Annotated in this window: 17 protein-coding genes and 1 tRNA gene; 13 read left to right on the forward strand and 5 right to left on the reverse strand. The window is 65.9% G+C overall.

Annotation, left to right across the window (positions count from 1 at the left end; all coding sequences use genetic code 11):
• The first annotated feature begins 43 nt into the window (after nucleotides 1-43).
• The gene (locus AC1D02_RS03775) at nucleotides 44-1177 is read left to right on the forward strand and encodes a glycosyltransferase (protein ID WP_477313816.1); all 1134 of its coding nucleotides are present in this window, start codon (nucleotides 44-46) and stop codon (nucleotides 1175-1177) included.
• The gene (locus tag AC1D02_RS03780; protein WP_477313818.1) at nucleotides 1164-1988 is read left to right on the forward strand and encodes a DUF2334 domain-containing protein; all 825 of its coding nucleotides are present in this window, start codon (nucleotides 1164-1166) and stop codon (nucleotides 1986-1988) included. The genes AC1D02_RS03775 and AC1D02_RS03780 overlap by 14 nt, the downstream gene beginning before the upstream one ends.
• On the opposite strand, the gene AC1D02_RS03785 is transcribed toward AC1D02_RS03780, so the two are convergent.
• Complete coding sequence (locus AC1D02_RS03785; RefSeq protein WP_477313820.1) at nucleotides 1909-2187, reverse strand: hypothetical protein; 279 nt, start codon at nucleotides 2185-2187, stop codon at nucleotides 1909-1911. The genes AC1D02_RS03780 and AC1D02_RS03785 overlap by 80 nt on opposite strands.
• A gap of 196 nt (nucleotides 2188-2383) precedes the next feature.
• On the opposite strand from AC1D02_RS03785, the gene AC1D02_RS03790 reads away from it, so the two are divergent.
• Complete coding sequence (locus AC1D02_RS03790) at nucleotides 2384-4699, forward strand: penicillin acylase family protein (RefSeq protein WP_477313822.1); 2316 nt, start codon at nucleotides 2384-2386, stop codon at nucleotides 4697-4699.
• Here AC1D02_RS03790 and AC1D02_RS03795 read toward each other — a convergent pair.
• The 4 genes from AC1D02_RS03795 to AC1D02_RS03810 all read right to left on the reverse strand — a co-directional run bounded on the left by AC1D02_RS03795 (nucleotide 4692) and on the right by AC1D02_RS03810 (nucleotide 12210).
• A complete protein-coding gene (locus AC1D02_RS03795) occupies nucleotides 4692-6815 on the reverse strand; it encodes a putative bifunctional diguanylate cyclase/phosphodiesterase (protein ID WP_477313824.1) in 2124 nt (707 codons plus the stop codon). The genes AC1D02_RS03790 and AC1D02_RS03795 overlap by 8 nt on opposite strands.
• A gap of 1 nt (nucleotide 6816) precedes the next feature.
• Nucleotides 6817-9705, reverse strand: coding sequence for a hybrid sensor histidine kinase/response regulator (locus AC1D02_RS03800; protein WP_477313826.1), 2889 nt, complete (start codon nucleotides 9703-9705; stop codon nucleotides 6817-6819).
• A gap of 244 nt (nucleotides 9706-9949) precedes the next feature.
• A complete protein-coding gene (locus tag AC1D02_RS03805) occupies nucleotides 9950-10150 on the reverse strand; it encodes a YbdD/YjiX family protein (RefSeq protein ID WP_477313828.1) in 201 nt (66 codons plus the stop codon).
• Entirely contained in the window at nucleotides 10150-12210 is a 2061-nt protein-coding gene (locus AC1D02_RS03810; RefSeq protein WP_477313830.1) for a carbon starvation CstA family protein, read from the reverse strand. The genes AC1D02_RS03805 and AC1D02_RS03810 overlap by 1 nt, the downstream gene beginning before the upstream one ends.
• 194 nt (nucleotides 12211-12404) lie before the next feature.
• Between AC1D02_RS03810 and AC1D02_RS03815 the strand changes: the two genes are divergently transcribed.
• From AC1D02_RS03815 to AC1D02_RS03860, 10 genes are all read left to right on the forward strand, one after another.
• Complete coding sequence (locus AC1D02_RS03815) at nucleotides 12405-13763, forward strand: cache domain-containing protein (protein ID WP_477313832.1); 1359 nt, start codon at nucleotides 12405-12407, stop codon at nucleotides 13761-13763.
• On the forward strand, nucleotides 13756-14403 hold the full coding sequence (locus AC1D02_RS03820; RefSeq protein ID WP_477313834.1) for a response regulator transcription factor: 648 nt from the start codon (nucleotides 13756-13758) through the stop codon (nucleotides 14401-14403). Before AC1D02_RS03815 ends, AC1D02_RS03820 begins: the two co-directional genes overlap by 8 nt.
• A gap of 355 nt (nucleotides 14404-14758) precedes the next feature.
• Complete coding sequence (locus tag AC1D02_RS03825; RefSeq protein ID WP_477313836.1) at nucleotides 14759-15928, forward strand: HDOD domain-containing protein; 1170 nt, start codon at nucleotides 14759-14761, stop codon at nucleotides 15926-15928.
• Nucleotides 15929-17962 (forward strand): putative bifunctional diguanylate cyclase/phosphodiesterase, encoded by a 2034-nt coding sequence (locus AC1D02_RS03830; protein ID WP_477313838.1) that lies wholly within the window; start codon nucleotides 15929-15931, stop codon nucleotides 17960-17962. It abuts the gene before it with no gap.
• Nucleotides 17963-18182: 220 nt separating this feature from the next.
• Nucleotides 18183-18272, forward strand: a tRNA-Ser gene (locus AC1D02_RS03835).
• A 143-nt stretch (nucleotides 18273-18415) separates the two neighbouring features.
• On the forward strand, nucleotides 18416-19648 hold the full coding sequence (locus tag AC1D02_RS03840) for a tyrosine-type recombinase/integrase (protein ID WP_477313840.1): 1233 nt from the start codon (nucleotides 18416-18418) through the stop codon (nucleotides 19646-19648).
• Nucleotides 19649-19908: 260 nt separating this feature from the next.
• Complete coding sequence (locus AC1D02_RS03845) at nucleotides 19909-20415, forward strand: hemerythrin domain-containing protein (RefSeq protein WP_477313842.1); 507 nt, start codon at nucleotides 19909-19911, stop codon at nucleotides 20413-20415.
• A 216-nt stretch (nucleotides 20416-20631) separates the two neighbouring features.
• Nucleotides 20632-21255, forward strand: coding sequence for a glutathione S-transferase (locus AC1D02_RS03850; protein WP_477313844.1), 624 nt, complete (start codon nucleotides 20632-20634; stop codon nucleotides 21253-21255).
• Between the two features lie 15 nt (nucleotides 21256-21270).
• Nucleotides 21271-21822: a cytochrome b gene (locus tag AC1D02_RS03855; protein WP_477313846.1), complete on the forward strand. Its 552-nt coding sequence runs from the start codon at nucleotides 21271-21273 to the stop codon at nucleotides 21820-21822.
• 347 nt (nucleotides 21823-22169) lie between these two features.
• A complete protein-coding gene (locus AC1D02_RS03860) occupies nucleotides 22170-22709 on the forward strand; it encodes a MobC domain-containing protein (RefSeq protein WP_477313848.1) in 540 nt (179 codons plus the stop codon).
• Nucleotides 22710-23201 lie beyond the last annotated feature (492 nt).

The raw sequence follows: 23201 nt of genomic DNA on the forward strand, positions 1-23201 counted from the left end.
GCCGCGCGCTGCTATCGTTGGCCTCACTCAGGGGGCCACCAGCATGCATCTCGTCGATATCACGATGTTCTACGCCCCGGAGGGCGGTGGCGTCAGCACCTACCTGAATGCCAAATCACGCTGGCTGGCCCGGCGCAGCCGCATCGCCCACACCGTCGCCAGTCCCAACGTGCACAGCGGCGGTTCGATGCCGGCGCTGGTCTCGATTCCCTCCATCCCGTTTCCCGGCGTGAACGGCTATCGCATGCCGCACGCGATCGGCGCCGCCGCGCGCATCCTGCGCTCGCTGCAACCGGACCTGATCGAGGCGGGCGACGCCGGCCCCTGCGCCTGGGCCGCCTTGCGCGCCAAGGACCAGCTGGGCATTCCGGCCGTGGCCTTCTATCACTCCGACCTGCCGCGCCTGATGGCCAACCGCTTCGGCCCGCTGGCGCCGCACGTCGCGCGGCGCTACCTCGGCCATCTTTACCGGCGCTTCGACATGGTGATGGCGCCGAGCAAACTGATGGTGCAGCAACTCCATTGCATGGGCATCGGCGACGCGGTGCACCAGCCGCTCGGCATCGACACCGGCGTGTTCAGTCCGCACCGGCGCATCGCCACCTTGCGCCAGCGCTTGCAGCTGACGGCGGACGCGCGCCTGCTGGTCTACGCCGGCCGCTTCACGGCGGACAAGAAGCTGCCGGTGCTGATCGAGGCGGCGCGCAAGCTGGGCCGGCCCTACCACCTGGTGCTGATCGGCGGCGGCGCCGCGCCGCCGGCCGATCCGCAGATCACCTACGTGCCGTTCCGGCGCAACCAGCGCGTGCTGGCGCGCCTGCTGTCCAGCTGCGACGTGCTGGTCCATCCGGGCGACTGCGAAACCTTCGGCCTGATTGCGCTCGAGGCGATGGCCTGCGGCCTGCCGGTGGTGGCGACCGGCGGCGGCGTGGCGGAGCTGGTCGACCAGCACACCGGCGTGGTGGTGCGGCCGGACAGCGTCGACAGCCTGGCCGACGGCATCGCCGCGATCTACCGCCAGGACCTGGCGGCGCTGGGCGCGGCCGCGCGCCGCAAGGCCAGCGAGCAGTACGACTGGAACCTGATCATGCCGCAACTGCTGAACCGCTACGCCGGACTGCTGGCCAGCGGGCCGCGCGCGGCCTTCGACGCGGAGCGTATCTGTGCCACCGACTGAGCCCAAGGCGCTGTGCGTCTCGATCCACGATGTCGCGCCCGACACCTGGCCCGACTGCGCCTGCCTGCAGCGCGCGATCCAGGCGGTGGCCGACATCCCGCTGACCTGGCTGGTGGTGCCGCGCTACCATGGGCGCAAGATCGCCGCGCCCTTGATGGAGCGCGCGCTCGATGCGGTGCTGGCGCAGGGCCACGAGCTGGCGCTGCACGGCTACACGCACCTGGACTGCGCGGCGCGCGCCCGCGGCTGGCGCGGCCGCTTCCTGCGCAACGTCTATACGACGGGCGAGGGCGAGTTCGCCGCCATCGACGCGGCCGAGGCGCGCCAGCGCATCGCGCTCGGCCTGGCCTGGTTCGCCGAGCGCGGCTGGCCGGCGCGTGGCTTCGTGCCGCCGGCGTGGCTGCTCAGCGACGGCGCATGGGAGGCGGTGCGCGCCGCCGGCTTTGACTACACCACGACCTTCACCCACTTCCATTTCCTCAGGACCGGCGCGGCGCTGTGGTCGCCCTCGCTGGTCTACACGGCGCGCAACGCCGCCGGCCGGCTGGTCTCGCCGCGCATGGCCGATGCGCTGGCGCTGCTGCTGGCGCCGGAGCCGCTGGTGCGCCTCAGCCTGCATCCGGCCGACGCGCGCCATCCCGCGCTGCTGCGCCACGCGCAGCGGCTGGTCGAGCGCCTGCTGGCCGAGCGCCAGGCGCTGACCAAGGCCGGCTTCGCCGCCGCCTACGGCGCTACGGCCCCCACACGCCGCCCCCTCCCCAGTGCGAGCGGCCCCAGCCGCCATAAAAGCGGGTCGATCCGTAGCGAGTGAGTTCGTCGTTGGTGTTCAGCTGCAGCAGGCAGTTGCGCCAGGCGTCGGAGTTGGGCTGGTAGCCGAGCCGCGTACAGGCCGGGCCGTACTCGACGATGACGCGGTCCATGTCGGCCTGCATCCGCGCGGCGCGCTCCTGCGGGGTGGTGCAGCCGGCCAGCAGAAGCGCGCTGGCGGCGAGGATGGTGAGCGGGCGCATGTCGATTCCTTTCCGCAGAAATAGAACAGGCGCAGCAGGGCAGCGCCCTTTGATCCAGCTTAGGAGTGCGCCCCTTGAGAACACTGAGGCGTATCAATCCGGCGCCGGGAACTAAATGCCGGGTTGCCGCTTCAAATAATTCCGGAAACAGAATTTTTCTGGCAGTATTGCCCCAAATCGACTATGGGGACACGGCATGCGCTTGAAAACTTTGGCGGCGCGAATCCTGTTTGCGCTGCTGGCGCTGGTCGCGCTGGCGCTGCTGTCGGGCTGGCTGTACCTGCGCGCCAGCCTGCCGCAGCTCGACGGCACGCGCCACGTGGCCGGCCTGGCCGGCGCCGTCACGGTGGCGCGCGACGAGCGCGGCGCGCCGCTGCTGCAGGGCGCCGACCGGCTCGACCTGGCTTACGCGACCGGCTTCGTTCACGCCCAGGACCGCTTCTTCCAGATGGACCTGCTGCGCCGCTCCGGTGCGGGCGAGCTGGCCGAGCTGTTCGGGGCCAAGGCATTGCCGCTCGACCGCGCGCACCGGCTGCACCGCTTTCGCGCGCGCGCCGACCGACTGCTGGCCGCGATGCCGGCCGATCAGCGCCTGCTGCTCGACCGCTACGTCGCCGGCGTCAACGACGGCGTCAACGCGCTCGGCGCGCGGCCTTTCGAGTACGCGCTGACCGGAACCACGCCGCGCGCCTGGACCGCGGCCGATTCGATGCTGGTGGTGTGGGCCATGTTCTTCGACCTGCAAGGGAGCCAGGAGACGCGCGCTCTGGCGCGCGGCTGGATCGCCGAGAACACCGACGCCGCGCAGCGCGCCTTCCTGCTGCCCGAATCGACGCAGTGGGACGCGCCGCTCGACCGGCTTGCTGCCGTCGCGGCGGAAGCGCCGATCCCGCCCGCCCCTCCCGCATGGTGGGGCGGGCACGGCTCGGGCGCGCTGAAGGTCTACGCCCTGAACGAATTCGCCGATTCGGTCGGCAGCAATAACTGGGCGGTGGCGGGCAACCGGACGCGCGACGGCGCCGCCATCGTCAGCGACGACATGCACCTCGGGATGCAGCTGCCGACCACCTGGTATCGGCTGGCGCTGCAGTTCCCCGACGGCCGCGGCGGAACCCGGCGGATGGCGGGGGTGACGCTGCCCGGCGCGCCGCTGCTGATCGCCGGCAGCAACGGCCACGTCGCGTGGGGCTACACCAACAGCAACGGCAGGTACCTCGACCTGGTGCCGGTCGATGCGGCCGATGCCTCGCTGACCAGTCATGACGAAACCATCCTGGTCAAGGGCGGGCCGGCATTCAAAATGGTCGTGCGCGAGAGCGCGATGGGACCGGTGCGACAGGTGGGCGAGCGCTCGTACGCGATCCACTGGATCGCGCATGATCCGGCCGCGGTGAACCTTCGCCAGATCGAACTGGAGGGCGCCGACACGGTGGCGGACGCGCTGGCGATCGCTGCGAAGATCGGTATCCCGGCGCAGAATTTCCTCGCCGGCGACGACAAGGGCAACATCGGCTGGACCATCACGGGCGCGCTGCCCAAGCAAGGCGCGTCAGGCTGGAACGGGGTGCTGGCGCCGGCGGATTACCCGAAGGTGATCAATCCGGCCGACGGCCAGTTGTGGACCGCGAACTCGCGCCAGCTGATGGGCGCCGGCTCGGAGCTGATCGGCGATGGCGGCTTCGACCTGGGCGCGCGTACCCGCCAGGTGCGCGACGGCCTGCTGGCGCTCGGCCCGAAGACCGACCTGAAAAGCGTGTATGCGATCACGATGGACGACCGGGCGTTGTTCATGCAGACCTGGCGCGATCGCGCGATCGCCGCGCTGGACGCCGCGGCGCTGAAGGATCGCCCGCAGCGCACCGAATTCCTGCGCCTGTTGAAGGACGGCTGGAGCGGCCGCGCCAGCGTCGATTCGGCCGGCTACCGGCTGGCGCGCGCGTTCATGTGGGGATTGCAGGACCTGCTGTTCGGCGCGGCCACCACCGACATGGCCGCGCTGGACGAGAAGGCCACCATGCATTCGGCCAGCACGCGCTGGCCGGCGGTCGTGGCGCGCCTGCTCGATGCGAAGCCGGACGCGTGGCTCCCGGCCGGCTATTCGAACTGGCAGGACGTGCAGCTGGCCGCGATCGACCAGGCGATCCTCGAATTGACCAAGGACGGCAAGCCGCTGTCCGCCGCCACCTGGGGCGCGCGCAACACCGCCGCCATCGCCCATCCGATCAGCATGGCGGTGCCGGCGCTGCGTCCGTGGCTGTCGGCGCCGCCCGACATGCTGGCCGGCGACGCCAACATGCCGCGCGTGGCGGGCGCCAAGTTCGGGCAGTCCGAGCGGATGACGGTGTCGCCGGGGCGCGAGGAGCAGGGCCTCTTCAACATGCCGGGCGGGCAGAGCGGGCATCCGCTGTCGCCGTTTTTCCTGCGCGGGCACGCGGACTGGGTGGCGGGCAAGCCCGGCCCGCTGCTGCCCGGGCCGGCCGTCCACATACTGAGGTTCGAGAAGCCTACTTAGCCGGCGCCGTTTCGCCGGCCGGGTGCAGCAGCAGCTGGGTGATGGCGTCGTGCGGCAGCGGGTGGCCCAGGTAGAAACCCTGCACCATGTCGCAGCCGTACTGCTGCAGCATGACCAGCTGCTCGTCGGTCTCGACGCCTTCGGCCACCACCACCATCTTCAGCCCGTGCGCCATCGCGATGATGGCGCGCGTGATGGCGGCGTTTTCCGAGTCCTGCGGCAGGCCGCTGATGAAGCTCTTGTCGATCTTCAGCGCGCGCACGTCGAAGCGCTTCAGATAGTTCATCGACGAATAGCCGGTGCCGAAATCGTCGATCGACAGGTAGACGCCGATGCCGCGCAGCTGCTCCAGCGTCGACATGGTGGCGCGCGCGTCGTCCATCAGCGTGCCCTCGGTCAGTTCGAGTTCGAGCAGCTTGGGATCGAGCCCGGTCTCGTTCAGCGCCGACACCACGATCTGGGTCAGGTTCTCGTCCTTGAACTGCTTGGCCGACAGGTTGACCGCCATGCGCAGCGAGCGCCTGGCCGCGCGCTGCCAGGCGCGCGCCTGGTTGCAGGCGGTGCGGATCACCCACTCGCCGATCGGCACGATCAGGCCGGTCTCCTCGGCCAGCGGGATGAATTCGGTCGGCGAGATGATGCCGCGCTCCGGATGGCGCCAGCGCACCAGCGCCTCGACGCCGACGATCTGGCCGCTGCGCACTTCGATCTGCGGCTGGTACAGCAGGTATAGCTCCTGGTTCTTGAGCGCCTTGCGCAGGCCGACTTCGAGCTTCACGTGGCTCATGATCTGCATCGTCAGCGACGACGAGTACAGCTTGGCGTTGTTCTTGCCGCAGTTCTTGGCGTGGTACATCGCGGTGTCGGCGAACTTGAGCAACGAGTCGCAGTCGTCGCCGTCTTCCGGAAACAGCGAGATGCCGATGCTGGCGGTGACGAAAATCTCGTTGCCCTCGATGAGGAAGGGACGGCGCATGGCTTCCTTGACGCGCTGGGCGACGTTCATCGCGTGGTCGACCCGTTCGAGGTCGGGGATCAGGATGGTGAATTCGTCGCCGCCCAGGCGCGCCAAATTATGGGACTGGTCGCCGCGCGACACCAGGTCGCTCGGGCGGATGGTTTCGCGCAGGCGCTCGGACACCACCTTCAGCAGGTTGTCGCCGACGTTGTGGCCCAGCGTGTCGTTGATGCGCTTGAAGGCGTCGAGGTCCATGAACAGCACCGCGAACTTCTTGTTGCCGGCCTTCGAGCGGTGCAGTTCGCGCTCGAGCGTCTCCAGGAAGGCCTGGCGGTTCGGGATGCCGGTCAGGCTGTCGCAGTAGGCCAGGCGGCGGATCTGTTCTTCGGTGCGTTTGCGCTCGCTGATGTCGCGCACCAGTCCCAGCACCTCGCTGGCGCCGGTGGCGACCAGCCGCGCTTCGAAGTGGTGGACGACGCCGAAGCGCACCAGTTCGTAGTCGACCGAGCGGATGTGCTGGGTGTCGAGCACGGCGCGCATCTGTTCCAGGATCCGGTCGGCGATCTCGCGCGGCAGCACTTCGGTAATGTGCTTGCCGATGCACGCTTCGGTGGGGAAGGGCGCGATGGCGTCGCGGCCGTGGCGTTCGTGGCCAGGCTCGTAATCGAGATAGAAGCCGTCGCCGTTGAGGCGAAAGAAGGTGTCCGGGATGGCCGCCAGCACCGCGCGGTTGTGGGCGTCGGCCATGCGCAGGCGCACGATCGCGTCGGACGCGCGCAGCACGTACAGCACGCGGTGGCCGAGGATCGGCCAGTTGATCGGCTTGGAGACGAAATCGGTGGCGCCCACTTCGTAAGCGTTGGTGACGGCCTCGATGTCATCGCCGCCGGTGACCATGATGATAGGCACCGGCGCGCCGGTCTCGATGCGGCGGATCTCGCGGCAGGCCGAGAAGCCGTCCATCTTCGGCATTTCGACGTCGAGCAGGATCAGGTCGGGCGCCATGCCCTGGAAGGTGGCGACGGCCTGCTCGCCATCCTCGGCCTCGATGCCGTCCAGGCCGACCTGGCCCAGCATCTCGAGCATCAGCAGGCGCATCACCGGATCGTCGTCGGCGACCAGGACCACGCCGCGCTTGGTGGGATTGGGGGAAGCCATGTCAAGTTTCCTTCTCTAGGATGGCACTGAGCGAATCCCGGACTGCCTGGAATTCGTGCTCCATGTCGGTGAGGATGCCGGCGGCGCCTTCGGTGCTGTCGTTGCGGCCGAGGATCTCCATGTCCTTGCACATCTGCGCCAGCGCTTCGGCGCCGACGTTGGCGCTGCTCGACTTCAGGCTGTGCGCGACCTTGCGCACGCTGGTGGTGTCGCGCGCGCCGATGGCGAGGTGCAGCGTCTTCAGGTGCTGCGGCGTGTCGGCGACGTAGGCGTTGATGACGCGCTGGACCAGCGCGCCGCCGCGGTCGGCCGACAGCGCGCGGATATTGTCGAGCGCTTGCATATTGATGACGCCGCGGGGGATCTGCTCGCACACCTCGGGCGGCAGCGCAGGCGGCGCGTCGTCGTGGTGGACGCTGGCGGCCAGCGGCTCGGGCGCGCGCGGCGCCGCCGGTTCGGCCGACGGCTGCAGCGATCCGGCCAGCGGCAGCGCGATCCAGCGTCCCAGCAGGGCGCCGAGCTGCTGCTGCGTGAACGGCTTGCTCAGGTAATCGTCCATGCCGGCGGCCAGGCAGGATTCGCGGTCGCCCTGCAGGGCGTTGGCGGTGATTGCGATCACCGGCAGCTTGCGGGTGCGGCCGTCCTCGCGCTCGTGGCGGCGGATCTCCTTGGTCGCGGCGAAGCCGTCCATCACCGGCATCTGGCAGTCCATCAGCACGATGTCGTACTGGCCGCCGTCGCGCACGGCGCGCAGCGCTTCGTCGCCGTTGCGCGCGCAACTGACGGACAGGCCAAGGCTGTCGAGCATCGCGGTGGCCACTTCGACGTTGACCGGGTTGTCCTCGGCCAGCAGCACCTTGCGCTGGCGCGGCGCGGCGGCGCCGGAAACCGGCGCGCGCACCGGCACCGGCGCCTCGGCCGGGGCGGCGACGACGACCGGCTTGCGGCGGCGCGCGGCGATGCATTCGAACAGGTCGCCGGCGCGCACCGGCTTGATCAGCTGGTAGGCGACGCCGGCCTCGCGCCGCTGCACCGGGTCGGCCGCCAGGCGCTCGTCGCTGAGCAGCAGGATGCGGGTGGCGCGGCTGGCCGGATCGGCCTTGATCTGCGCCGCCAGCGACAGGCCGCTGGTGCGCTCGAGGTCCATGTCGAGGATGGCGACGTCGTAGGGCTGGCCGGCGCGCGCGGCCGACACCAGCCGCTCGGACGCCTGCATGGCCGAGCCGACGCTGTCGCAATCGAGATTCCAGGCGCGGACCTGGCGCTCCAGCTGGTCCCGGCTGGACGGATGTTCGTCGACGATCAGCACGCGTTGTCCTTCGATGGCGCTCAGTGAGAATCCGGGCTCGTCGGGGGCGACGCGCCGCTTGTCGAAACTTACCGTGAACCAGAAGATCGAGCCTTGCGTTGAGGCATTGTCGACCCCGATCTTGCCGCCCATCAGTTCGACCAGCTGTTTCGAGATCGCCAGGCCGAGGCCGGTGCCGCCGTATTTGCGCGTAGTCGAGCCGTCGGCTTGCGAGAAGGCCTCGAAGATGCGGCCGCGCGCCTCGCGCGAGACGCCGATGCCGGTGTCGTGCACTTCGAAGCGCAGCGACACCGCCTGCGGGTCTTCGCGGTTGACCTGCACGCGCGCCATGATGCGGCCCTGCTCGGTGAACTTGATGGCGTTGCCGATCAGGTTGGCCATGATCTGGCGCAGGCGGTTGGGGTCGCCGCAGATCGACACCGGGATGTTGCTGGCGATGTCGAAATCGAGCGCGATGCCCTTGCCCTGGGCTTGCGGCGTGTAGACGTTGTTGATGTCGTCGAGCAGGTCCCACAGGTTGAAGTCGATGTACTCGACCGACAGCTTGCCGGCTTCGATCTTGGAGAAGTCGAGGATGTCGTTGATGATCACCAGCAGGTGCTCGCCGGAACTCTTGACCAGCTTGGTGAACTTGCGCTGGGTGTCGGTCAGGCTGGTGCCGAGCAGCATCTCGGTCATGCCCAGCACGCCGTTCATCGGGGTGCGGATCTCGTGGCTCATGGTGGCGAGGAAGGCGCTCTTCGCGCGGCTGGCGGCCTCGGCGGCGTTCTTGGCCTTTTCCAGCTGCTCGGTGCGCACGCTGACCTGGCGCTCGAGCTCGTCGCGGTGGTGGGTCAGGGCGGCGCCGCGGCCTTCGATCTGGGCCAGCATGTCGTTGAAGCTGTCGATCAAGGTGCCCAGCTCGTCGGTGCGTTCGTGGGCGATGCGCAGCGTGTAGTTCTGGCTGGCCGACACCTTTTGCGCGGCGTTGATCAGCTTGGTCACCGGGTCGGCGATGCTGCTCTTGAAGCGGCTCGCCAGCATCATCGCCACCAGCAGCGAGGCGCCCATCGCGGCGGCGATCACGCCCAGGCTCTTGAAGATGTCGAGCCACATATTGGTCAGGTCCGCTTCGATCATCACCACGCCGACCTGGTGGTTGTTGCCGGTGACCTCGCGGTACAGGCGCATGCGCGTGCTCCAGAACGAGCGGCCCTGGGCGTTGGCTTCGGCCAGCGCTTCCTCGCCCAGGCCAACCGGGTCGACGTTGGCGAACACCTCTTCGGCCCGTCCCGGCGCGACGTAGCGCGCGAACACCTTGCCGTTGCGGTCGAACAGGGTGGCGTTGGAGATTTCTTCCTTCGCCTTCAGCGCGGCCAGCGTGTTTTGCGCGGCGCTGCGGTCGTTGAAGACCAGGGCGTCGACGCTGTTGGTGCCGATCACGCCGGCGAACGAGGACAGCTGCATGCCCTCGTCCTTGCGGTGGTTCAGCACCGAAGTGACCGCGAAGGCGAGGAATACCGACAGCAAGGCGGTGCCCGTCGACAGGAACGAGATGATGGTCAACTTCTTGTTGAGGCTGGAACGCTCGAAGTTCAGCATGGCTAACCCGGCGGTTGAAAAGCGATAAGGCGACGCGCTGCACGGAAGAATGCAAATTCCGATTGGAAAAATATACGAGGAAAGATCCTGAGCGCACTTGATGTGTCGCAAACGAGGCGGGGCCGCTAGGAAACAGATGGGATTTCGCTGCGGAAAAACGAGGGAGGGATGGGGCTTACTTCGCGACGAAGCATATATCGGCGACAAAAACGGGGTCAGGTTCGGCGAACCTGACCCCGCACCACTAACAGCAGCCGCCGCGCTTGCCGGCGCCGCCGTAGCGCGCTTCCTGGCGCTCGCGGAAGAAGTCGTCGTAGCTCATCATCGGTTCGCCCGGATGCGTCGTTTCCATGTGCGCCACATACGTATCGTACTCGGGCAGGCCGACCATCAGCCGCAGGCTTTGCCCGAGGTAGCGCCCGGCCTGCGCCAGTTCGGCCAGCATCACTGCACCTGCGGCGCAAGCACGAACGGCGTCTCGGCCGCGCTCGGCGTGCCTTGCGCGCTGGCCTTCATCATCGTGCGGACGCCGAAGAACAAGACGGCGATGACGACGAACATGAAGAAGCCCGCCAGCGATGCGTCCAGGTAGTCGTTGAAGACGATCTGGCGCATCTGCGTCATCGACTTGGCCGGGGCCAGCAGCACGCCCTGGTCGATCGCCGCCTGAAACTTGTTGGCGTGCGCGACGAAGCCGACCCGCACGTCTTCGTTGAAGATCTTCTGCCAGCCGGCGGCCAAAGTGCACAGCAGCAGCCAGATGGTCGGCACCACCGTGACCCACGCATACTTGGCGCGCTTCATCTTGAACAGCACGCAGGTCGCGAGAATCAGCGCGATGCCGGCCAGCATCTGGTTGGCGATGCCGAACAGCGGCCACAAGGTGTTGATGCCGCCCAGCGGATCGACCACGCCCTGGTACAGGAAGTAGCCCCAGGCCGCCACGCACAGCGAAGTGGCGATCAGGTTGGCCGGCAGCGACTCGGTGCGCTTCATCGACGGGGCGAAGGCGCCCATCAAATCCTGCAGCATGAAGCGGCCGGCGCGGGTGCCGGCGTCGACCGCGGTGAGGATGAACAGCGCCTCGAACAGGATCGCGAAGTGGTACCAGAAGGCCATCATGGTCTTGCCGCCGATGACGCCCGCCAGGATGTTGGCCATGCCAACCGCCAGCGTCGGGGCGCCGCCGGCGCGCGAGATGATGCTGTGCTCGCCGACGTCCTTCGCCGTCTGCGCCAGCATTTCCGGCGTGATCACGAAGCCGAGCTTGCCGACCGCCGCGGCCGCCGTTTCGGCGCTGCTGCCGAGCAGGGCGATCGGGCTGTTCATCGCGAAGTAGATGCCCGGCTCGATGGTCGAGGCGGCCACCAGCGCCATGATGGCGACGAAGGACTCCATCAGCATCGCGCCGTAGCCGATGAACCGGGCGTGCTGTTCGTTCTCGATCATCTTCGGCGTGGTGCCGGAGGCGATCAGCGCGTGGAAGCCGGACACGGCGCCGCAGGCGATGGTGATGAACAGGAAGGGGAACATGGTGCCGGACCAGACCGGGCCGGTGCCGTCGATGAACTTGGTGATCGCCGGCATTTTCAGGTGCGGCGCGACGATCAGGATGCCGATCGCCAGGCCGACGATGGTGCCGATCTTCAGGAAGGTCGACAGGTAGTCGCGCGGCGCCAGCAGCAGCCAGACGGGGATCACCGAGGCGACGAAGCCGTAGCCGATCAGCATCCAGGTCAGCTGGGTGCCGGTGAAGGTGAACATCGGGCCGAGGACGGCCGACTCGTGCACGTACTGGCCGCCGACGATGGCCAGCATCAGCAGCACGAAGCCGATCAGCGAGATTTCGCCGATGCGCCCCACGCGGATGAAGCGCGAGTAGACGCCCATGAACAGCGCGATCGGGATCGTGGCCATGACGGTGAAGCTGCCCCACGGCGAGCCGGTCAGGGCCTTGACCACGATCAGCGCCAGCACGGCGAGGATGATGACCATGATCATGAAGGTGCCCAGCAGCGCGATCAGGCCGGGGATTTCGCCCAGCTCGGATTTGATCAGGTCGCCCAGCGAGCGGCCGTCGCGGCGCATCGAGATGAACAGCACCATGAAGTCCTGCACGGCGCCGGCGAACACGACGCCTGCCAGGATCCACAGCATGCCGGGCAGGTAGCCCATCTGGGCGGCCAGCACCGGGCCGACCAGCGGGCCGGCGCCGGCGATGGCGGCGAAGTGGTGGCCGAACAGCACGTAGCGGTTGGTCGGCACGTAGTCGAGGCCGTCGTTGAATTTGTAGGCGGGCGTTTCGCGCTTGGCGTCGAGCGACATCACCTTGGTGGCGATGAAGTGGCTGTAGAAGCGGTACGCGATCAGGTACACGCAGACGGCGGCGGCGACGACCCAGACCGCGTTGATCGACTCGCCGCGCTTGAGCGCGACGTAGGCGAGCGAGCCGGCGCCGAGCAGCGATAGCGCGGCCCAGCCCAGCTGGCTTGTCAGACGTTTCATATAGACTCCTCCAAGAGATTGATGGCCACCTGACTTAGACCGTTCTTGAGCCGGTTCGATTCCGCGCGGTGTGGCCGATAGTATTCACCAGCGATGTCGGTCGAACAAGCGCAGCACTACGCAGATAATCTGCGTAGTACTACGTAGATGCGGTGGCGTAAAATTGGCGCTTCGATCCCCGCCGTGAAACAAGCATGAAGTTGAGGCAAAAAGTCATATTCCTGGCCATCGTGCCGCTGGTGGCGGCGCTGTTGGCGATTGCGCTGTTCGTGCGCCATCAGTCGATTGCGCTGGCGCAGGAGCAGCGCGCGACGATGCAGCAGGCCTACCTGGCCAGTAAGGAAGCCGAGCTGAAGCACTACGTGGCGCTGGCCACGCACGCGATCGCGCACCTGGTCGAGTCCGGCCGCAGCGATGCCGCCACGCTGGCCGAGGCCAAGCGCATCCTGGCGACGCTCAGCTACGGCGACGACGGCTATTTCTTCGTGTACGACCTGGAGGGCAACAACCTGATGCATCCGAGACAGCCGGAACTGGTCGGCCACAACCTGTGGAACCTGCGCGACGAGGCCGGTACGCCGACGGTGCAGCGGCTGATCGCGCGCGCCAAGGCCGGCGGCGGGCTGGAACGCTACCTGTGGCAGCGGCCGTCGACCGCGCGGCCGGCGCCCAAGCTCGGCTACGTGGTGCCGATCCGCGGCTGGAACTGGATGATCGGCACCGGCATTTATCTCGATGACGTCGACGCGGCGTTGGCCCGCATCGACGCCCAGCAGTCGCGCAGCATCGAGAACACCATGCTGTGGATTGCGGCGCTGGCGATCGTCGGCGCGCTGGCGGTGGCCGGCTGCGGGCTTGCGCTCAACATCAGCGAGCTGCGGGTGGCCGACGCCAAGCTCAAGGCGCTGGCGCAGCGCGTGGTCGAATCGCAGGAAGAGGAGCGGGCGCGGCTGTCGCGCGACCTGCACGACGGCATCAGCCAGTGGCTGGTGTCGATCAAGCTGCAGATCGAGGCGGCCATCATCCGCCTGAACGGCAACGCCGAGCAGCAGCAGCAGGCGCGCGCCGGCTTCGAGCACACCGCCGCGCAGCTGAACGACGTGCTGGGCGAGGTGCGGCGCATCTCGCACGATTTGCGGCCGGCGATTCTCGACGACCTGGGCCTGGCGGCCGCGCTCGAGCACCTGGCGCAGGAGTTCACGATGGCCGGCGCGGTGCCGGTGCGCTTCACGGCCGAGGGCGACGTCGCCGGGCTGCCGGACGTCATCAACACCGTGCTGTTTCGGGTGGCCCAGGAGGCGCTGGCCAACAGCGAGCGGCATGCCGGCGCGCGCCGCATCGACGTCACCCTGGCGCGCGGCGAGGGCAGGGTGGCGCTGACGGTGGCCGACGACGGCCGCGGCTTCGAGCCGCAGGCGGTGGCGAGCCATCCGCAACGCGGCATCGGGCTGCGCAACATGAGCGAGCGGATGGAAGCGATCGGCGGACGGCTGGCGATCGCCTCGTCGGGCGCCGGCACGACGATCGCAGCGACGGTGGCGATCGATGACTGACGCGGCCATCATCCGGATCATGCTGGTCGACGACCATCCGCTGGTGCGCGACGGCCTGCGCGCGCGGCTGGAGGCGATGATGCACCTGCGCGTGGTGGCCGAGGCCGGCAGCGCGGACGAGGCGCTGGCGCAGGCGGCGGGCGTCGCGGTCGACCTGGTGCTGATGGACATCAACATGCGCGGCACCAACGGCATCGAAGCGACGGCGCAGTTCCGGGCGCGCTTTCCGGCGATTGCGGTGCTGATCCTGTCGATGCACGACAAGCTGGAATATGTCGGCCAGGCGATGCAGGCGGGCGCGCGCGGCTACGTGCTCAAGGATGCGCCGGGCAAGGACATCGTGCGGGCGATCGACACGGTGATGGCGGGCGGCGTGTATTACAGCGAGGCGCTGGCGCGCAAGCTGGTGCGGCCGCGGCTGCCGGACCAGCAGCTGACGGTGCGCGAGCAGGAAGTGCTGAACCAGATCGCGGCGGGGCACTCGAACAAGCAGATTGCGAGGGCGCTCGACCTGTCGGTGCGCACGGTGGAGACGCATCGGCTCAACATCAAGCGCAAGCTGGGAATCGAGGGGCAGGCTGAGCTGATCAAGTATGCGGTGGAGCAGGCCAAGTTCGACGGCGGGCCGGCGGATGGCTGAGGATTCGCCCCGCCCGCCTCACGCAGCGAGGGGTCTGGTCCTGCGGACCTGAGCCTAATGCCGTTAAGTTAAGGCGTCGTACCAGCGAAGGCTGGTACCTATGCTGAGTGCGTTTTTACGGATCCGCGTGCTCAGCATGGGTACCAGCCTGCGCTGGTACGACGGTTTCCAGGCTAAGGCGCCTTCGGGCCAAGTCTTCTCATTCCTTATCTTAACGGCATTAGAATCTGCCCCCCAACACCGCCACGCAACGTCGCTTTGCTCTGATTTTGTGTCTGTAGGGCAATAAATTGATTGCTTTTGGTCAATTGCTGCTCTAGTATTAACGCTCCTGCCATCCTATTCTCAGAGCGCCGTGCTGCAAACCCTTCCGTTCCCGTTGGTCGACATGCAAGCGGCGGCCAACGCGGGCAACCACTGGGTTGCGCTGACCTTGCGCATCGACGCCGATTCGGCCGACAGTGACGAAGGCGCCGCCTGGCACGCCGCCTTCGGCTCTGGCGACCTGCTGTCGGCGATCGCTCCGCTCGACTGCATCCTGCTGCTGTCCTCCCCGAAACTGCTGACCCCGGCGCTGCTGCGTTTGATGCCGCCTAGCCGCGTCCAGTTCGCGATTGACGCCGCCGCGCTGAGCGGCGACGCCGACTGCCAGGCCGTCCTCGCGCTGCAGCATCAGGGCTACCGCATCCTGCTCGACGGCGCACCGCGCGACGGCCTGGCGCACGCGCCCTCGCTGCGCGCCGTGTCGCTCGATTGCAGCGCCGCCGCCCCGGCGCCCGGCGCGCTGGCGGCGCCCTTCGGCCCGCACCTGGCACGCGGCGTCGACAGCGCGGCGCGCCGCGACGAGTGCGCGCAGGCGGGCTTCGGCTGGTTCAGCGGCGACTACCCAATTTTCCCGGCGCCGTCCGACGAGCCGGACGATGGCAGTTCGCGCAAGCGCCTGCTCAATCTGCTGGGCTTGCTGGCGGCCGACGCCGAGACGCGCGAGGTCGAGTCGCTGCTCAAGCAAGACCCGACGCTGTCCTACCATTTGCTCAGGCTGGTTAATTCCGCCGCGTTCGCCCCCAGCACCCCGATCAACAGTTTCGCGCAGGCCATCGGCCTGCTTGGCCGGCGCCAGCTGCAGCGCTGGCTGCAACTGCTGCTGTATGCGCGCCAGCGCGCCGACGGCCTGCCCAATCCGCTGCTGCCGGTGGCGGCCTTGCGCGCGGCCCAGATGGAATCGCTGTGCAAGCAGCGCGGCGGCGACCGCGAGGCGCAGGATATGGCGTTCATGATCGGCGTGTTCTCGCTGCTCGACGTGCTGCTGGGCATGTCGATGGAAGCGATTGTCGACGCACTCAAGATGGCGCCCGACCCGGCCGCGGCGCTGATCGCGCGCGACGGCTCGATGGGCCGGCTGCTGGCGCTGGTGGAGGCGCCGTCGCGCGCGGCGCTGGTGGCGGCCGGCGTCACGCCGGCGCACTGGTGGCAAAGCCAGCTGCACGCCTACCATTGGGCGATCCAGGTCAGCAGGAACTTATAGATGCGCGCCCAGCCCGTTTCCGACTTCATCACCAGCAGCGACGCCTTGTGCGACGCGGTGTTGCGGCTGCGCGGCAAGGTGTTGCATGAGGAACTGGGGCGCATCGCGCGCAACCTGCTGGGCTGCCCCTACGGCGTGTTCGAGGCGGGCGACGGCGGGCACGAATCGTTCGCGCCGGTCGGCGAGCAGCTGCGCCAGGAAGTCGACTGCGATGGCCACCGTTTCGGCACCTACCGCGTGTTCGGCCGGCTCGGCTTCAACGCCGAGGACCGCCATCATCTGTCCAGCCTGGCGCGCCTGACCGCCAGCCTGATGCAAGTGCATTCGCTGGCGCAGCGCTCGACGCACGCCTTTGTGCAGGTCGAGGCGCAGCTGGCGCACCAGCTGCAGGTGCTCGACCAGATCCAGGAATCGGTGCTCACGCTCGACCAGGCCGGCTACATCACCAGCTGGAACAAGGGCGCCGAGCGGCTGTTCGGCTACAGCGCGGTGGAGGCGATCGGCAACCACATCCTGTTCCTGTACGTGGACGAGGACGAAAATTTCCACGACGCCTTCGCCGAGCAGGGCGGGCGCCTGATGGAAGTGCGGCGCCGCAAGAAGTCCGGCGAAGTGTTTTGGGCCAGCATGACGCTGACGCCGCTGTGCGACGCCGACGAGCGCGCCATCGGCCTGATCGCCTACCTGAGCGATATCACCGAGCGCAAGGAGGCCGAGGAACGGCTGCACCACCTGGCGTATTACGACGCGCTGACCAGTCTTCCGAACCGTACGTTGCTGACCAAGCTGCTCGACCAGGCGCTGATGGTGGCGCAGCGCAACGAGTCGTCCGGCTGCGTGCTGTTCATCGACCTCGACCGCTTCAAGTGGATCAACGACACGCTGGGGCGGCGCATTGGCGACGAGCTGCTGCGGCAGGTGTCGCTGCGCTTCCGCGACGCGCTGCGTGAAGAGGACATCGTGGCGCGGCTGTCGGGCGACGAGTTCGTCGTCGGCCTGTTCGACATCCGCCAGCATTTCGAGGCGACCACGGTGGCGCAAAAGCTGCAGGCGTCGCTCGCGCGGCCGTTCCTGATCGAAGGACACGACCTGCGGGTGGGCGCCAGCGTCGGCATCAGCGTGTATCCGCAGGACGGCGGCGACGCCGAGACGCTGCTGCGGCTGGCCGACATCGCGATGGCGCGCGCCAAGCAGGGCCATCACGACAATCCCGAGGACAGCGTGGCGTTCTACAGCCTCGACATGAACCAGGGCATGCACGAGCGCATGCGCATCGAGTCGGGACTGCGACATGCGCTGGGGCACGGCGAGCTGCTGCTGCATTACCAGCCGAAATTCCAGATCGACGGCCACCGCATCATCGGCGCCGAGGCGCTGGTGCGCTGGATGCATCCCGAGCGCGGGCTGGTGCCGCCGGCCGAGTTCATCCCGTTGGCCGAGACCACCGGGCTGATCGTGCAGGTGGGCGAGTGGGTGCTGGAAGCGGCGTGCGCGCAGGCGGCGGTGTGGCAGAGGGCGGGGCTGCCGCCGCTGCGGATTGCGATCAACGTGTCGGCGCGCGAATTCAGCGCGACTTTGCCGGGGCGGCTGGCGGCGACCCTGAAGCGCTACGAGCTGGCGCCTTCCTGGCTTGAGCTGGAAATCACCGAGAGCGCGCTGATGCATGACATCGAGCGCGTGATCGAGATCATGGGCGAGATCCATGCGCTGGGCGTGACCTTGTCGCTGGACGATTTCGGCACCGGGTATTCGAGCCTGTCATACCTGAAGCGCTTCCCGATCCACACGCTGAAGATTGACCGCTCGTTCACCACTGGCGTGCCGGACGACGCCAGCGATTGTGCGATTGCCACTACCATCATCGGCATGGCCCAGAAACTGGGGCACCAAGTGATTGCGGAAGGGGTCGAGACGGTCGAGCAGCTGGAATTCCTGCGCGCGGCGGGCTGCGACGAAGTGCAGGGGTACCTGTTCGCGCGTCCGCTGACGGCGCACGCATTTGAGACGGCGCTGCGGGAGAACTGGCTGCTGTGATGGCGGGCCCGCCGCTACCGGCGGGGTGGTGATTTATGTATAATGCGGGTCTTGCAGGAAGCGTGGCCGAGCGGTTGAAGGCACCAGTCTTGAAAACTGGCGACTTTTTAGGCGAGCCTTATTCCATGCGGGTTTCGGGTGGCTGATCTCCGCAATTTGCGTATCATCTCCGCAACCGTGGCGGAAAATTGTTATCTTGAAGATTGTTATAAAGAAATACGGAAGCGTGGCCGAGCGGTTGAAGGCACCGGTCTTGAAAACCGGCGGAGGGGAAGCCCTCTCGTGAGTTCGAATCTCACCGCTTCCGCCAGCAGCACATCAGTAAGCTCCCCGACCGGGAGCTTTTTTTTCGCTTCTTCATAGGGAAAAATCAAAAAACGACGTCCGCCGACGTCCTATACTGTTCGCCAGAATCCAGCGATGAAGCACGGGTAAAAGCATGGGTAGGGTCTCATGGCGCACACAGTCAGAAAACTCTCCGCCATACTCGTTAGCAAGCTAAGTTCGCCTGGTTACTACGGCGACGGCGACGGGTTGTGGCTGCAGATCTCCGGTTCAGGCTCGAAGAGCTGGGTGCTTCGGTTCACCCTGGCTGGCCGGCGACGCGAGATGGGGTTGGGTGGCCTCAGCGCAGTCAGCCTCAGCATAGCGCGGGAGCGGGCGCGGGAATGCCGGCTGCTTCTGACCGAAGGCAAGGATCCGATCGTTGCCCGCAACGCGAGCAGGACCGCCACCGCGCTAAGCAGGGCGCGGGCGAAGACCTTCGACCAATGCGCCGCGGAATACATCAAGGCGCATCGCGGCAGCTGGAAGAGCGCCAAGCACGCCGCGCAATGGGAAACCTCGCTGGCGAACTACGCGTCGCCGGTTTTCGGGGAGCTTCCCGTTGCCGACGTCGATACCGACCTGGTGGTCAGCGCCCTGCGGCCGATCTGGGACATCAAGACCGATCCAGCCGTGCGGTTGCGCGGCCGGATCGAATGTATCCTGGACTGGGCGACAGTAAGCAAATACCGAACGGGAGACAATCCCGCCAGGTGGCGCGGTCACCTGGAGAATTTATTGGCCAACCCGAACAAGATCGCGCCGGTGACGAATTTCCCAGCCTTGCCTTGGCGAGAGATGGCAACGTTCATGGCGCAACTCGCCGAGCGCGAAGGAGTCGCCGCGCGCGCCGTGCAGTTCGCGATTCTGACCGCTTGCCGGTCCGGCGAAGTACGCGGCGCCACCTGGTCGGAGATCGATTTGAAGGCGAAGCTGTGGACCGTCCCGGGCGCGCGTATGAAAGCCGGTAAGGAACACAGGGTTCCCTTGTCGACGGCTGCAAAAGCCCTTCTGCAGGGTCTGTCGCGTGAAGACGGTTTTGTGTTCCCTGGCCGCACGCGGGATACGGTATTGTCGGACATGAGCTTGACCGCGGTGCTGCGCCGCATGGGTCGCGGCGATATCACCGTCCATGGTTTTCGTTCGACGTTCCGCGACTGGTGCTCGGAAGCGGAGGACAATGTGTTCTCGCGCGAGGTGTGTGAACACGCGTTGGCCCACAGTTTGCCAAACAAGGTCGAAGCCGCATATCGACGTGGCGACCTGCTCGGTAAGCGAGTGCTGTTGATGCAGGCCTGGGCGGACTACAGTATGTCAATGGTGGAGAAGGTGGCGGCCCCAGCACCAGGAGATGCAGTTTGATGCTGGGTTCTGCAGGCTATCGGCCAGCCGTCGATCTGCCGGCAGGGGCGATTTGAGCCGAGCCAATGCGAGGAAGCCCGTTAGGGCGCACCCCTGCGTGTCACGGTGCTCCTCCAGAGCATCCGGCCTTATGCTGGGAGTGTCTCAGGCGGGGTGCGTGCGCCCTCGTATCTGCAGCGCAGGCATAATTCCGTCTCGGATTCGCTGCAGAGCTTGCTCGATGCGAGATATGAAAATTTTCTAACGGGCACAGGCGAAACATGGACATCACGGAAGTCATTCTCAAGGATCATCAGGAGCAGCGCTACTTGTTTTCGGTGCTCGAGCAGATCGACAAGGCATCGACGGAGCAATTGTCGGCGGTCTGGCAGCGCCTGAGTTGCCTGCTCGAAGTGCATGCGCGTGCGGAGGAACTCTTCTTCTATCCTTCGCTGTTGCGCCATGGGCAAGGTGAAGGCGGCATGCCGGACGCGCGTAGCGAGACCAAGGACGCCATTCACGACCACAACGAAATTCGAGATGCGATCGCCAAGGTCTCAGCGCATCAGGTGGGTGCCCTTGATTGGTTCGACGCGATCAACGAGGTCAACAAGGTCAATAGCGAGCATATGGGTGAGGAGGAGCGACAAGGACTTGCCGATGCGCGCCGGACCCTGACATTGACCGCCCGGGATGCGCTGGCGCTCCAGTTCATCGTATTTGAGGCGAAAAATATCAACGGAGTTACCCCTCACGATATCGATCCGGAAACTTACGTCGACCGATAAGCTGTGCGTGCATCCAGTGGAGCTGGAAGTTGCTAAACCCGGGGCATTTGTGAACGGTCGCCAAAGGCGGCCGGAATGGCGGTTTGAAAACCGCTGACCGGTTTTGGCGGACAGGGCGGTAGTGTGGAATACGTACTATCATTGCGGACGGATTCACTTGTCGTTTCAATCCAGCTCTTGCACGTATTTTGCCTCTAACCACCTCAGCTAAAGATTATGTCTCAACTCAAACTCACCTATTTCGACTTTCACGGCGGCCGTGCCGAGCCTGCACGCCTGGCAATGCACATTGGCGGCGTCGAGTTCGAAGACCACCGTTTCTCCTTTCCCGAGTTCGCCGAGGTGCGCAAGGCGACGCCATTCGGCCAGGTTCCCACTCTGCAAGTGAATGGTACGGTCGTCACGCAGTCCGATTCCATCATTCGCTACGTCGGCAAACTCGCGGGCCTGTATCCTGAGGACGCCTACCAAGCCTTGCTGTGCGACGAGGTCATGTGTGTTGTTGAAGACGCCAACGTCAAATTGGGCCCATCGTTTCGCATGACCGGCAATGAGCAGAAAGCGGCGCGCCTGGCTTTGGTTAACGGCTCGATGCCGATGTACCTGGCCTGGTTGCAAAGTCGATTGATCGCGCAAGGCGGCGAATACTTCGCAGACAACCTTCTCACCGTAGCTGACCTGAAGGTGTTTGTTGACGTGCGTGGGCTCAACTCCGGCCGCTTAGACTATGTGCCGACTGACCTGGTTGAAAAAGTAGCCCCTGCACTGAACGCCCACATGGAGCGCATCGCCAGGTTGCCAGTCGTGGTGCAGTACTACGCCAAGTTCGGCGCAAAATAAGCCGGCCTCACTCTAATGACCTCGACGAACCTTGCACCTGTCTACTCGGCGACAGCGAAGCGTCTGCATTGGCTCATTGTCTTGCTAGTAGCCATTCAGTTTGTGACCGCGTACCTCCTGCCCCATATCGGCCGCAATACACCGCCGAGCACCGTCATCAACTTGCACTTCTCTTTCGGCATCCTGATTCTCGCCGTGATGGCGGTACGCTTCGTGCACCGACTGGGGCACCCGGTCCCCTTGGAAGCCAAGGATGCGCGGCCTGTGGAGCAATTCCTTGCCAAGACAATCCACCACTTGTTTTATCTGATCCTGCTGGTCGGTCCTGTCCTCGGCTGGGCCTCCGCGTCGTCGCACAAGCTGCCGGTCACGCTGTTTGGCATGATCACGTTGCCCGCAATTGCCCAGCCTGGCGCCGGCTGGGCGAATCAGGCGGGCGATATTCACTCGACGGCAATGTGGGCATTGCTGTGGCTGATCGGTTTGCACGCAGTAGCGGCCCTGTATCACCATGTGATTCGTCACGACGGGACGTTGCGCCGCATGTTGCCGGCGAACAGAACGTAAAGCTCGAACCTTCCGTTAGGCTGGGTATCGCCAGCACCCCGAAGCTGCACCTCACGCGCCGATGTCTACGCGAGGTGTCGCCGAAGGTGATTCATGTGATTCTCTTCAAGATGTTGGTGCCGCCAACGCGCGTAGTGCCTCTGGTGGCTGCAGCGCGGTCGCCGCGACCCGAATTTCGGTGGACGGTGGAGGACTTGTTTGGCATTGACTTCAGGCATGTTGACTTTAAATTTTAAAGAAATCGGAGCGTCTAATGGGCTAGCAGCATAGGCTGTCGCCGGTCAATGTGCTCCATGCGCGGTTCGATACGATGAGCGGTCACTCGGCAACCTCATCACTAATCCATCGTGAACTCCTCATCTCGCCCCAATCGAATCAACATCGACTTGCAAAGCTACAAGCAGCCTTGGCTTGATTACTGCCGAGCCAATGGAGTAACCCCGAGTCAAGCATTCCGCCAGGTGGTCGCAAAGCTGACGACCCAGACAACCGGCCAACATACGGTCGCCGAAATCGTTGGGGAATCAGGTGCCAAGATCCGCAAGGAACTACGCCTGACAACCTCGGAACTTCGGCGCGCGGAGGCGCTGGCCGTGCGCGACGGTTTCTCGCTGAACCGCTGGATCGTTGCGCTCATCAATGTGCGCCTCGACGGGGACCCTCAGCTTGGTCAGGCAGAACTTGAGGCTCTGGCGCGCTCGAATCTGAATCTGCTTGCGATCGGTCGCAATCTCAATCAGCTAACCCGAGCGGCGAACAGCGGGCTTCCTGGCGTCGGGCCCAACTTGGCGCCGATGATGGTGGCACTGAACCGGGTTATCACGGAACATTCGCGGAAGGTCGCCGGCGTAATGCAGACCAACGTGGCGCGGTGGCACGTCAAATGATATTGACCCCTAGCTCCTCAGCTGTGGCCGGAATTTCGCATCGAGGTTCCGGTGGAGGAGCTCGGAGCAGGGCGGGGTGACTGTATGCGAACCGACTTGTATATATTTTATACAAAACGAAGAGCCGCCACCGTAATGCAGGATAGGCTCTCGCCGGTTTACGTGCTCCGCGCTCGGACTTCGAGGAGCCTGCGATTTTGATCGTTTAGTTGGACCGGACGCCGGCTTTCAAACGAGCACACGGTTTCCGGAGCGGGGTTTACTCTAGTTTTCGATGTTTATGCAAGCACTCAGCGTGGGACTGTTGGTGCGCACGCTAGTCGGCGGACTGCGGCGCCGGCCGCCAACTGGTTCACTGCTTGCGCGGATATGTGGACGTTTGCCCTCTCGCCGCTGCCGGCGGCGGGTGTGACACCTGCGAGCTGAATTCGATCGCGCGAGCTGGTGGCGTGACAGTAGCTGGATTGCACCGGGAGCCGAACTCAGCTATTC

This window comes from Massilia sp. P1_C10 (genome assembly GCF_056406475.1).

Bases quoted from the DNA above. Each gene is read 5' to 3' on its own strand.
- AC1D02_RS03775 (WP_477313816.1), top strand. From the start codon at position 44: ATGCATCTCGTCGATATCACGATGTTCTACGCCCCGGAGGGCGGTGGC.
- AC1D02_RS03785 (WP_477313820.1), bottom strand. From the start codon at position 2,187: ATGCGCCCGCTCACCATCCTCGCCGCCAGCGCGCTTCTGCTGGCCGGC.
- AC1D02_RS03790 (WP_477313822.1), top strand. From the start codon at position 2,384: ATGCGCTTGAAAACTTTGGCGGCGCGAATCCTGTTTGCGCTGCTGGCG.
- AC1D02_RS03795 (WP_477313824.1), bottom strand. From the start codon at position 6,815: ATGGCTTCCCCCAATCCCACCAAGCGCGGCGTGGTCCTGGTCGCCGAC.
- AC1D02_RS03800 (WP_477313826.1), bottom strand. From the start codon at position 9,705: ATGCTGAACTTCGAGCGTTCCAGCCTCAACAAGAAGTTGACCATCATC.
- AC1D02_RS03805 (WP_477313828.1), bottom strand. From the start codon at position 10,150: ATGCTGGCCGAACTGGCGCAGGCCGGGCGCTACCTCGGGCAAAGCCTG.
- AC1D02_RS03810 (WP_477313830.1), bottom strand. From the start codon at position 12,210: ATGAAACGTCTGACAAGCCAGCTGGGCTGGGCCGCGCTATCGCTGCTC.
- AC1D02_RS03815 (WP_477313832.1), top strand. From the start codon at position 12,405: ATGAAGTTGAGGCAAAAAGTCATATTCCTGGCCATCGTGCCGCTGGTG.
- AC1D02_RS03820 (WP_477313834.1), top strand. From the start codon at position 13,756: ATGACTGACGCGGCCATCATCCGGATCATGCTGGTCGACGACCATCCG.
- AC1D02_RS03830 (WP_477313838.1), top strand. From the start codon at position 15,929: ATGCGCGCCCAGCCCGTTTCCGACTTCATCACCAGCAGCGACGCCTTG.
- AC1D02_RS03840 (WP_477313840.1), top strand. From the start codon at position 18,416: ATGGCGCACACAGTCAGAAAACTCTCCGCCATACTCGTTAGCAAGCTA.
- AC1D02_RS03845 (WP_477313842.1), top strand. From the start codon at position 19,909: ATGGACATCACGGAAGTCATTCTCAAGGATCATCAGGAGCAGCGCTAC.
- AC1D02_RS03850 (WP_477313844.1), top strand. From the start codon at position 20,632: ATGTCTCAACTCAAACTCACCTATTTCGACTTTCACGGCGGCCGTGCC.
- AC1D02_RS03855 (WP_477313846.1), top strand. From the start codon at position 21,271: ATGACCTCGACGAACCTTGCACCTGTCTACTCGGCGACAGCGAAGCGT.